This window comes from Streptomyces sp. CBMA123 (assembly GCF_014596465.1).
Lineage (GTDB): Bacteria > Actinomycetota > Actinomycetes > Streptomycetales > Streptomycetaceae > Kitasatospora.
In genome coordinates, this window is the sequence record NZ_MECK01000198.1 from 1 (window position 1) to 10011 (window position 10011).

The window sequence follows — 10011 nt, forward strand, 5'->3', positions numbered from 1 at the left end:
AAAAGCCCGAGCGCCGCCCCCACGGCACCCGGGCCACCCCACCTCACACCCGGCGCGCCCTCCGCCGCCGCCCCACGGCGAACACCACCCCGGCCACCACCACCAGCCCGGCCGCCACCCCACCCACCACCCCCCCCCCCCCCCGCGCTGCAGCCCCCCACCAGCAGCACCGCCGCGGCCACCGCCGCCCCCAGCGCCCCGGCTCTCGCCTGTCCACCCATTCCCGGCCCCTCCCCAAGTCCGTTGGCAGTTCCTGCCATTGGACGCAAGAGCCTGCCGGACGGACCCACCCGGGAGATCGCGAGTCCATCACGGCTCGGCGCCGGGTCGGACACGACCTACCCGACGCCGCCCGCGCCCCGGCCCCGATCTCCTCGGCGCGGTCCGCCCCGGTCGCGTCCACCACCCGCGCCCGCCCCGTCCCCGCCCCCCACCCGCGCCCGCGGCGTCGGCAACCCGCCCGCCCCCTCCGGACATACCACCACCGCCCGCCGCTGCGCGACCGGCCGCACGGCATCGGCGGACGTCTTGGCCCGCCCGTCGTAGCGACAAGGTCAGCAAGTATGCCAAGGCCGGCATCCCGCACTACTGGATCGTGGAGGAGGAGGACGATCTGCCAGTCGTGCACGTCTTTGAGCTGGAGCCGGTGACCTCCTCTTACGTCTCGGCCGGGATCTTCCGGGGCAAGCTCGAACGCCGGGTGCCCTTTCCGATCGTGCTCGACCTGGACGCGTTGTCGAAGGGGCCGGGCGTGCAGCGGATTGAGGGATCGGTGTAAAGACCTGCGAGACTGCGAGGCATGTCGGATGCACAGGTCGTCGTCGTCGGTGGTGGGATCGCGGGGCTGGCTGCGGCCGCCTTCCTGAGCGGGGCGGCCGGGGGGCCGGCGCGGGCACGGGTGACGGTGCTGGAGGCGTCGGGGCGGGTCGGCGGGAAGCTGTGGGGCGGCGAGGTCGGCGGGGTCCGGGTGGACCTCGGGGCCGAGTCGGTGCTGGCGCGGCGGCCGGAGGCGGTGGAGCTGGCGCGGGCCGTCGGGCTGGGGGCGGAGCTGGAGCCGCCGACCACCGCGAAGGCGGCGATCTGGACCAGGGGCGCGCTGCGGCCGCTGCCCGGCGGGCAGGTGATGGGCGTCCCGGGTGACCTGGAGGCGCTGGCCGCCTCCGGGGTGCTCACCGCCGAGGGGCTGGAGCGGGCCCGGCACGAGCGGGCCACCGAGGTCGGGGCGGACGTCACGATCGGCCGCTACGTCGCCGACCGGCTCGGCCAGGAAGTGGTGGACCGGCTGGTCGAACCGCTGCTGGGCGGCGTCTACGCCGGTCGCGCCGAGGAGATCTCGCTGCGCGCCGCGGTGCCGCAGCTGCTGCCGATCGCCCAGGGCGGCGGCTCACTGGTCGCGGGGGTGCACGAGCTGGCGTCCCGGCCGCAGGTGGTCGGCACCCCGGTGTTCCAGGGCCTGCGCGGGGGCCTCGGCACCCTGCCCGAGGCAGTGGCCGCGGCCTGCGTCACGGCGGGCGTGGACCTGCGCACCGACACCCCGGTGGAGGAACTGCGCCGCACCCCCGAGGGCTGGCGGGTGGTGGCCGGCGGTGAGGTGCTGACCGCGGACGCCGTGGTGCTGGCCGTGCCGGCGCCCGCCGCGGCCCGGCTGCTGCGCGCGGACGCCCCGGCGGCGGCCGCCGAGCTGGACGCCGTCGAGTACGCGGGCATGGCGCTGGTGACCCTGGCGTTCCGCCGCGCCGACCTGACCGAGCCGCCCAGCGGCAGCGGCTTCCTGGTGCCCCCGGTGGACGGCCGCCGGATCAAGGCCTCGACCTTCTCCTCCAACAAGTGGGGCTGGCTGGAGCGTTCCGCCCCGGACGCCTTCCTGCTGCGCACCTCGCTCGGCCGCCACCGCGAGGACGCGGTGCTGGCGCTGCCGGACGAGGAGCTGGTGGCCCGCTCGCTGGCGGACCTGGAGGAGGCGATCGGCCTGACCGCCCGGCCGTACGACACCTTCGTCTCCCGCTTCACGGCCGGCCTGCCGCAGTACCCGGTGGGCCACCCGGACCGGGTGGCCCGGGTGCGGGCGGCGGCCCGGGAGGTGGGTGCGCTGGCGCTGTGCGGCGCCGCGTACGACGGGGTGGGGATCCCGGCCTGCATCGGTTCGGCCGCCGCCGCCGCGGCGGCCATCGACAAACTGTTGACCCCGGCGACCGGGGACGGTTCCACGGAGAGGACAATGGGCGCATGACTGAGAGCGTTGAGCGGGAGCCCGAGCAGCGGCCCGAGAAGAAGAAGGCGCGCGACCTGAACCAGGTCATCCGCTACACCATGTGGTCGGTGTTCAAGCTCAAGGGCGCCCTGCCCGAGGACCGCACCGCCCTCGCCGCCGAGGTGGACGAGCTGTTCGCCCAGCTCGACGCCAAGGACGTGACGATCCGCGGCACCTACGACGTGTCCGGGCTGCGCGCGGACGCCGACATCATGGTCTGGTGGCACGCCGAGGACTCGGACGACCTGCAGGAGGCGTACAACCGCTTCCGCCGCACCGGCCTCGGCCGCCAGCTGGAGCCGGTCTGGTCGAACATGGCCCTGCACCGCCCGGCCGAGTTCAACAAGTCGCACATCCCGGCGTTCCTCGCCGACGAGCACCCGCGCGACTACGTCTGCGTCTACCCGTTCGTCCGCTCCTACGAGTGGTACCTGCTGCCGGACGCCGAGCGGCGCGCGATGCTCGCCGAGCACGGCCAGATGGCCCGCGGCTACCCCGACGTGCGGGCCAACACGGTGGCCTCGTTCGCGCTCGGCGACTACGAGTGGCTGCTCGCCTTCGAGGCCGACGAGCTGCACCGGATCGTCGACCTGATGCGCGACCTGCGCCCCTCCCGGGCCCGCCTGCACGTCCGCGAGGAGGTGCCGTTCTTCACCGGCCGCCGCAAGCCGGTGAGCGAACTGCTGAACGGCCTGGTCTGACCCACGCCGTACGGAGGCCGGCTCCCCCTCGCCCAGGCAGGGGGAGCCGGCCTCCGGCCGTTCCCGCGGGCTCAGGTGCGGTGGGGGCGGAGGGCGGCGCGCAGGCGGGGGTCGGGGAGGACGGCGGGGCCGTTCATGGCGACGGCGGTGAGGAGTTCGCGTTCCTCGTCGTCGGCGAGGCCGCGTTGCCGGGCCGGGCGGACCTCGCGGAGGACCTCCTGGCCGATCGGGGAGGCCCAACGGGTGTACGGGTAGACGTCGACCCGGGCCATCAGCAGGGTGCCCGCGGTGAGCACCAGCGGCAGGGAGAACCAGGCGAGCGGGGCGAGGGCGTCACCGCCGGTGAAGCCGCTGACGGACAGCGCGGCGGCGAGCAGGACCACCGTCAGCAGCATCGCGTGCCGGACCTGGCGGACCACCACCACGGTGCTGCGCTGGATCAGCGCCGGGGTGGCCAGGCCGGCCAGCGAGAGCCGGGCGCCGATCTCCAGCACGGTGGGGTGCTCGCCCATCGCCCGGCGCAGATCGTCCGTACGGCACTGGCCCTCGGGACCGACGGTGGCGACGACCGCCCGCTCCAGCCGGCTGCGGCCCCTGGGGTCGACCACGGTGGTCCAGCCGGTGTGGGCGAGGTGCAGCCGGCCGCGGCCGGCCATCAGGACGAGGGCGAGTTCGACCACCCGGTCCGGGCCGCCGGCCAGGTACGCCGTCTCGTACAGCCCGATGCCGACGGCCTCCGGCGGGCGCAGCCCGTCCTGGTCGGTGAGGGCGTCGGCGGTGGCGGTCATCCGCACCAGCCGGAGGCAGGAGAGCACCGCCGCGACGCAGGCCGGTATCAGGAACAGCAACCACATGGGCTTGTTCTATGCCTGGGGCCGTGGCGCGGGGAACGGCTTCCCGGAGCGCGATACCGAACTGTGACGTCAGGAGCCGCCGCAGCTGCTGCCGCAACTCGAACCGCAGCTGCTCCCGCAGCTGGACGAGGAGCCGCAGCTGCTGGAGTGCGAGGAACCGCACGAGGAGTGGTGCGAGGAGCCGCAGGAGGAGTGGTGGTGCGAGGAGCCCGAGTCGGAGGAGGCGCCGCACGAGGTGACGGAGTCGCCGCAGGAGGAGCTGCTCGACGAGGACGAGGAAGAAGAGGACGACGAGGACGAGGAGGAGAAGGACGAGGAGGAGAAGAAGGACGAGGACGCGGAGGCCTGCCGGACCGCCTCCTCCTGGGCCGCCGCGGCCAGCATCGCGGCCTCCACCTCCGGGCTGTCCAGCGAGGCGGCGGCCAGTCCGCCGAGGGCGACCGCGCCGAGCATCGCGCCGCCCGTGAGCCGGGGCGAGACGCCGGAGCTCGGCGACCACGGGGTGCTGCCCTGCATCAGGCTGAGCTGGCGCTGCCCGGCCGGGGTGACCCGGCCGTCGGCCAGGGAGTTGGTGAGCAGGGTGATGAGGCCGATGAACAGCAGCAGGCCCGGGTACCAGAGGTTGGCGCGGTCGTAGCCGGCCTGGTCGTCGTCGAGCAGCAGGGCGAGCCCGGCGGAGACCACGACGAGGAGCATCGCGAGCCAGAGCAGCCGACGGGCGTGGAAGGCCCGGCGCAGCCGCTCGGGGTGGCGCATCAGGCCGCGGTCGGCGAGCCGGTCACCGATCTCCTGGACGGCGGCCGAGCGGGTCACCGTGCGCCGTAGCGCGCCGAGCTCCCGGCTGCCGGTCGGGCCGACGGCGTCGTGGACCGCCTGGTCGACGGCGTCGTACGGCTTGGAGCCGGTGAGGGTGACCAGGCCGGCGCGGTTGATGACGACCTGCTCGCCGAGGTGCATCCGGACCAGCGCGGTGTCGAAGACCCGGCCGGGGCCGCCTGCGAGGAAGGCGGTGTCCAGCAGCGGCAGGCCGCGGCCGGGCAGGCCCTGCGGGTTCGGGACGTGCCGGACCCGCTGCCGGGTCTGCGCGGCGTACAGGGCGGCCGCGATCAGCAGGGCGGCCGGGATCAGGAAGTAGCTGTTGTGCCACATGGGCGTTCCCCCGGGAAGACGTCGGTTCAGTGGCCGCGCAGGGCGCGGCGCAGCCGGGCGAGTGGTCCGGCCGGCTGCGGCGCGGGGTGGAGCCAGTGCTCCAGGGCGCGGCGGTGGTCGGTGGCGGGCGGGCCGCCGTCGGTGAGCACCCACGCGGCGAAGGCCCGGGCGTCGGCGTGGTAGCCGCCGGTCTGCGGGTGGGTGCGGGCGTAGCGGAGGAAGAGCGGCCCGTACGCCGCCCCGAGCAGGCGGGGCAGGTCGGGGGCGACCTTCGCGGTGGTGTCACGCCGTTTGGCGGCGAGGCCGGTGGACTGGGCGCTGACCTGGTCCGGGTCGAAGCCGGGTGGGACGGGCGCGTCGGCCACCAGGGCGGCCAGCAGTTCCGTCTGGCGCCGGGCGAGGCGCTCCCGGGCTTCGTCGGTCGCGGACTCGCCGCGGTCCAGGTCGTTCATCGCGGGGTGCTCCCCTCCAGTACCCGGCGGATGGCGTCCAGTTCACCGGCCAGTTCTGAGGGCGGCGGGAAGTCGGCGTCCCGTTCCAGCAGGACGCCGGGCGGTGCGACCCGCGCGCAGAGTTCGGCCAGGACCTCCAGGACCGGTTCGGTGACGGGGTGGGCGTGGGTGTCGTGCCACACGCCGTCGACCAGGGTGCCGCCGGCGACGTGCACGTAGGCGAGCGCCTCCAGCGGCAGCCGGTCGAGTTCGGCGGCCGGGTCGGTACCGAGGTTGACCCGGTTGGTGTGCAGGTTGGCGACGTCGATCAGCAGTCGGACGCCGGTGCGCGCGACCAGTTCGGCGAGGAACTCGCCCTCGGTGAACTCGTCGTCGGGCCAGGCGAGTTGGGCGGCGATGTTCTCCAGGGCGAGCGGTACCGGGAGCTGGTCCTGGGCGATCCGGACGTTCTCGGCGATCACCCGCAGCGAGTCCCGGGTGCGGGGGACGGGCAGCAGGTGGCCGGCCTCCAGGCCACCGGCCCGGACGAAGGCCAGGTGCTCGGTGACCAGCGGGGAGCCGAGCGCGAGCGCCGCCCCGGCGAGCCGGCCGAGCCGGTCGGGGTCGGGCCGGTCCGCGCCGCCGAGGCCCAGGCCGACGCCGTGCGGGACGACGGTGACGCCGCGTCCGCGCAGGGCGGTGAGTGAGTCGGGCAGGTGGTCGGCGCAGATGTTCTCGGCGACCACCTCGACCCAGTCCAGGCCGGCTTGGCGCTCGACCACGGTGTCGATCTCGCCGCGCCAGCCGAGGCCGATGCCGAGCCGGGGTGCGGAGCCGGCGGTGGAGCCGACAGCGGAGCCCACGGTGGCGGCGACGGTGGCGGCGACGGGCAGGGTCAGGGCAGGGGAAGTCATCGGTTCGCCCCCTTCGGAGGGCTGGACGGGGGGCCGTCGGGCGGTGCGGGCGTCGTCGCCAGGACTGCGCGGCCGTGTTGCTGAGGATGTCCCCGGGCGGGGTGGCTGCCAAGCCTCACCCGGTCTTCTCAGAGCATTATTTGAGCTTGCCGTCCTGGTGATCAGGGACTCCGACCCCCGGGCGCGACCGTTCCCGCAGGTGTGGTGCCGCCTTGGGGCGAAATCGGAGGCGGTGGCGGGCTGCTTGCGGCTAGCGTGCGATTGATGACTGAGACTGCACTGACGATCCGTGACTTCCGCCCCGACGACGCCGAGGCGGTGGCCGCTGCGCACCGGGCCGGGCGCGAGCACCTGGTGATGAGCGCCGAGGCCCTGCTGTGGCTGAACGCCCAGCCGAATCCCGACGAGCACTTCCGCACCTTCGTCGCCGAGTTGGACGGCCGGGTGGTCGGCGCGGTGCGCTGCGCGGTGGTGCTCGGGACGTCGACCGCCGGCGTCGGCTACGCCAACGGCAGCGTGCTGCCGGAGTTCCGCCGGCGCGGCGCGGCCACCGCGCTGCTGGCCGCGGCCGAACGGCACCTGGCCGGCCACGGGGTGGCCGAACTGCACACCTGGCTGGACGACGAGCCGGCCCCGCTGGCCTTCGCCGCCGCCCGGGGCTACGAACTGGGGCGTTCCGCGCAGTTCGGCGGGCGGGACCTGACGCTGCCGCTGCCGCAGGCCCCGGTGCGGCCGGCCGGCGTGGAGCTGCGCCCGGCGACCGACTGGGCGGACGATCCGCGCCCGCTGTTCCTGGTGGAGGCGGACGCGATCCGGGACGAGCCCGGCGAGCTGCCGATGGACGCCCTGGCCTACGAGGAGTGGCTCCGCGGTGACTGGGCCCGACCGGACCTGGATCGGGGGCTGACGGTGGTCGCCGTGGTGGACGGCGAGCCGGCCGCGTTCAGCCTGGCGCAGACCGACGGGGTGGATCGCTACTGGTCCGCGTTCACCGCCTGCCGCCGGGAGTTCCGCGGCCGCGGGCTGAGCAAGCTGGCGAAGCTGGAGTCGCTGCGGCTCGCGGCGGCGGCGGGCTACCGGCGCGCGTACACCAGCAACGACACCACCAATGCGCCGATGCTGGCGATCAACGCGTGGCTCGGGTACGAGCCCTGCGCGGGGGAGCGCAAGGGCATCAAGCGCCTGAAGTGAACCTCGACAGGTCGACTGTGACGTTCGGTGTCGGCGGGAGGGGGTAATTCCAGCCACGGGCGGGGACATGACCAGGGCGCACAGTTCGTGGTCGAGTCTTCCTCCAGGGGGATCATATGGAGATCCTGCTGCAGGTGCTGATCGCATCGGTTCCGGCCGTGATCGGCTTCCTCGCGGCCCGCTCGCTAGCCCGTACCAGGCTGTTCCTGCGCTACGGCTTCCTGCGGGCGATGCTGGCGCCGTACGGTCGGGTGCAGATCGTCATCCCCAGCCTGGAGGTGGCGGAGTTCGCCGTCACCTCCGACGGCTGCCAGCTGACCAGCCGCGGGCCGAAGAACGTGCTGTTCGTGCCGATGGCCGAGGCCAGGGCGATAGCTGAACTGACCGACCTGCTGCGGAAGGTCAACCGCAAGGCGACGATCGAGCTGGTGGTGGCCGGGGCGCAGGACCCGCGGATGCCGACCTTCTCGATCGGCGGTCCGAGCGTCAACTCCTACTCCGGCGGCGTGCTGGACGCGGTGTTCCCGGACTTCGCGATCGAGTACCCGGACGAGGCCCGCGCCCGCTGGGGCGGGATGACCTTCGAGGCGCTGTACGGCCCGACCGGGGAACTGGTCCGCGACCACGGCTTCATCTTCATCACCCGCACCCCCCGGCACGCGCCCTGCATCGTGCTCTGCGGGGTGTTCGCCTTCGGTTCGGCGATGGCGGTGGAGGCGCTGACCACGGCGAACCGGACTTCCCCGCTGGCGGTGCTGTTCCGCTCGGGGGAGAAAGGATTCGTCGCGGTGGAGGGGCGGGTGATCGGCCTGGACACGGTGGACGTCACGGTCGAGGTCTGCCGGGTCCTGCCCGCGCCGCGGTCCGACGTCCCGTCAGGATTCCGGGGCGAAGTGTCCATCAGTCATCCCGAGCAGTGAGACGATTGGTCTCGACCACGTGGTGCGAATCCGGACAGTGCGGGAGAGACCGGGGCATGAACTCCAGCTGTTCGTACAGCTTTTGCCCCATCCCTGACGCAACATGGGCATAATCGCGCGCATGACGATCAACCGTGCGAACGTGAGCGCGATTGCCGAGGACCTGTATGTGTGGCTCCCCCCGAAGCGGGGCTGGGGCCTGGCCAACTGCGGCCTGCTGGCCTCCGAGACCACCGCGCTCTGGATCGACACCCCGTACGACCCCTCGCTGGCCGGGGAGTTCCTCGCCGCCAGTCGGCGCCTGCTGCCGACCGGGGCCGACATCGACCGGGTAGTCGTCACCCACGCCAACGGCGACCACTTGTGGGGTGCCGGGGTGCTCCCGGACGCCGAGGTGATCGCCACCCGCGAGGCGCTGGAGCACATCCACTGGGAGCCCACCCCCCAGCAGCAGCACGCCCTGCTCACCAACAGCGACCCGGACTCCCCGCTCGGCGGCTACCTCCGGGAGCACTTCGGCGGCTTCGACTGGTCCACCACCGAGCCGGTGCACCCGGACACCGTCTTCACCGGCGAGCTGGAGCTGACGGTCGGCCGCTACCCGGTGCGGATCACCAGCCTGCCCGCCGCCCACACCGGCGGCGACCTGATGGTCCACCTCCCGCACCAGCGCGCGGTGTTCACCGGGGACGTGATCTTCTCCTCCACCCCCGAGCAGCCCGGCGACCACCCCTCGCACTGGGCCGGCCCGCTGGAGAACATCATCGGCGCCTGCGAACAGGCCCTCGCCACCGGTGCGGAGATCTTCGTCCCCGGCCACGGCCCGGTACTCGACCGCGACGGCGTCCAGGAGCACATCGGCTACCTGGAGTACGTCCGCGAGCGCGCCCACGCCCTGCACGCCGCCGGGATACCCGCGCTGGACGCCGCCCGGCGGGTGATCGCCGAGCAGCGCCACCCCGAACTCGGCCTGCCCGAGCGGCTGGTGCTCACGGTCGCGGCCGAGTACCGGCACCTGGACGGCTCCGCGCTGCCCGGCATCCTGGACGCCATGGGCGAGGTCGCCCTGGTGGCCCGCGAACTGGCCGAGGACTCCACCCGCGTCCCGCGCCCGCGCGCCGGCCGGAGCTGACAGCCGGGGCGCGTACCGGCGCCCGCACCCCGCACCCCGTATCCGCACCCGAGCCCGCACTCGCGCACCCCGCTCCCGCGTCCCGCCCGGAACCGAACCCCGGGCGACGGGCGACGGCCCAGGCCCAGCACCAAGGACACCCGAGGACTCCGATGACGCAGATCGCGCTGATCGCCCTGGCGCTGGTCGCCGCCGCGGCCACGGTCGTGCTCTCCCACAGCCGGGCCAAGGCCGTCGGCCGGGCGGTGGCCGCCGAGGCCGCGCTCGGCCACGGCGAGCAGCAGGCCCGCGCCGCGGAAGCCAAACTCGCCCGCGCCGAACGACAGTTGAACGACGCCCAGGAGGCCGTACGGAACGCCGCCGAGCAGGCCCGGCGAGCCGAGGAACACACCCGGGCCGCCGACCAGCGGGGCGCCGCCGCCAACGCCCGGGCCAAGGAGGCGAACGCCGGCGTCGGGGAGGCGAACG

9 protein-coding genes and 2 pseudogenes are annotated in these 10011 nt (G+C 74.2%); 7 read left to right on the forward strand and 4 right to left on the reverse strand.

Going from position 1 to position 10011, the window contains the following annotated elements:
* Positions 1-338: 338 nt before the first annotated feature.
* Entirely contained in the window at positions 339-512 is a 174-nt protein-coding gene (locus tag BG452_RS48130) for a hypothetical protein (RefSeq protein WP_411292986.1), read from the reverse strand.
* Positions 513-595: 83 nt separating this feature from the next.
* Here BG452_RS48130 and BG452_RS21885 point away from each other — a divergent pair, with 83 nt between their 5' ends.
* From BG452_RS21885 to hemQ, 3 genes are read left to right on the forward strand one after another with little or no spacing between them, the layout of a single operon-like run.
* Positions 596-778, forward strand: a complete 183-nt coding sequence (locus tag BG452_RS21885) for a hypothetical protein (RefSeq protein ID WP_188306040.1) — start codon at positions 596-598, stop codon at positions 776-778.
* 21 nt (positions 779-799) lie between these two features.
* Positions 800-2230 (forward strand): protoporphyrinogen oxidase, encoded by a 1431-nt coding sequence (hemG, locus tag BG452_RS21890; RefSeq protein WP_188306041.1) that lies wholly within the window; start codon positions 800-802, stop codon positions 2228-2230.
* Positions 2227-2952 carry a hydrogen peroxide-dependent heme synthase gene (hemQ, locus tag BG452_RS21895; RefSeq protein ID WP_188306042.1) on the forward strand — a complete coding sequence of 242 codons (726 nt, stop codon included), beginning with the start codon at positions 2227-2229 and terminating at the stop codon, positions 2950-2952. The genes hemG and hemQ overlap by 4 nt, the downstream gene beginning before the upstream one ends.
* Positions 2953-3023: 71 nt before the next feature.
* Here hemQ and BG452_RS21900 read toward each other — a convergent pair whose 3' ends face one another.
* The 3 genes and pseudogenes from BG452_RS21900 to BG452_RS47750 all read right to left on the reverse strand — a co-directional run bounded on the left by BG452_RS21900 (position 3024) and on the right by BG452_RS47750 (position 6300).
* Positions 3024-3806 carry a TIGR04222 domain-containing membrane protein gene (locus tag BG452_RS21900; protein WP_188306043.1) on the reverse strand — a complete coding sequence of 261 codons (783 nt, stop codon included), beginning with the start codon at positions 3804-3806 and terminating at the stop codon, positions 3024-3026.
* 69 nt (positions 3807-3875) lie between these two features.
* Positions 3876-4955 carry a TIGR04222 domain-containing membrane protein gene (locus tag BG452_RS21905; protein ID WP_188306044.1) on the reverse strand — a complete coding sequence of 360 codons (1080 nt, stop codon included), beginning with the start codon at positions 4953-4955 and terminating at the stop codon, positions 3876-3878.
* Positions 4956-4981: 26 nt separating this feature from the next.
* Positions 4982-6300 (reverse strand): annotated as a pseudogene (locus tag BG452_RS47750) (DUF692 domain-containing protein).
* 264 nt (positions 6301-6564) lie between these two features.
* Here BG452_RS47750 and BG452_RS21915 point away from each other — a divergent pair.
* The 4 genes and pseudogenes from BG452_RS21915 to BG452_RS21930 all read left to right on the forward strand — a co-directional run.
* Entirely contained in the window at positions 6565-7491 is a 927-nt protein-coding gene (locus BG452_RS21915; RefSeq protein ID WP_223242558.1) for a GNAT family N-acetyltransferase, read from the forward strand.
* Between the two features lie 116 nt (positions 7492-7607).
* Positions 7608-8411: a hypothetical protein gene (locus BG452_RS21920; protein WP_188306045.1), complete on the forward strand. Its 804-nt coding sequence runs from the start codon at positions 7608-7610 to the stop codon at positions 8409-8411.
* 121 nt (positions 8412-8532) lie between these two features.
* Positions 8533-9543: an MBL fold metallo-hydrolase gene (locus tag BG452_RS21925; protein WP_188306046.1), complete on the forward strand. Its 1011-nt coding sequence runs from the start codon at positions 8533-8535 to the stop codon at positions 9541-9543.
* A 152-nt stretch (positions 9544-9695) separates the two neighbouring features.
* Positions 9696-10011: pseudogene (locus tag BG452_RS21930) on the forward strand (hypothetical protein); the annotation flags it as partial.

Excerpts from the sequence above, each read along its gene's own strand:
- hemG (WP_188306041.1), top strand. The coding sequence starts at position 800 with ATGTCGGATGCACAGGTCGTCGTCGTCGGTGGTGGGATCGCGGGGCTG.
- hemQ (WP_188306042.1), top strand. The coding sequence starts at position 2,227 with ATGACTGAGAGCGTTGAGCGGGAGCCCGAGCAGCGGCCCGAGAAGAAG.
- BG452_RS21900 (WP_188306043.1), bottom strand. The coding sequence starts at position 3,806 with ATGTGGTTGCTGTTCCTGATACCGGCCTGCGTCGCGGCGGTGCTCTCC.
- BG452_RS21905 (WP_188306044.1), bottom strand. The coding sequence starts at position 4,955 with ATGTGGCACAACAGCTACTTCCTGATCCCGGCCGCCCTGCTGATCGCG.
- BG452_RS21915 (WP_223242558.1), top strand. The coding sequence starts at position 6,565 with ATGACTGAGACTGCACTGACGATCCGTGACTTCCGCCCCGACGACGCC.
- BG452_RS21920 (WP_188306045.1), top strand. The coding sequence starts at position 7,608 with ATGGAGATCCTGCTGCAGGTGCTGATCGCATCGGTTCCGGCCGTGATC.
- BG452_RS21925 (WP_188306046.1), top strand. The coding sequence starts at position 8,533 with ATGACGATCAACCGTGCGAACGTGAGCGCGATTGCCGAGGACCTGTAT.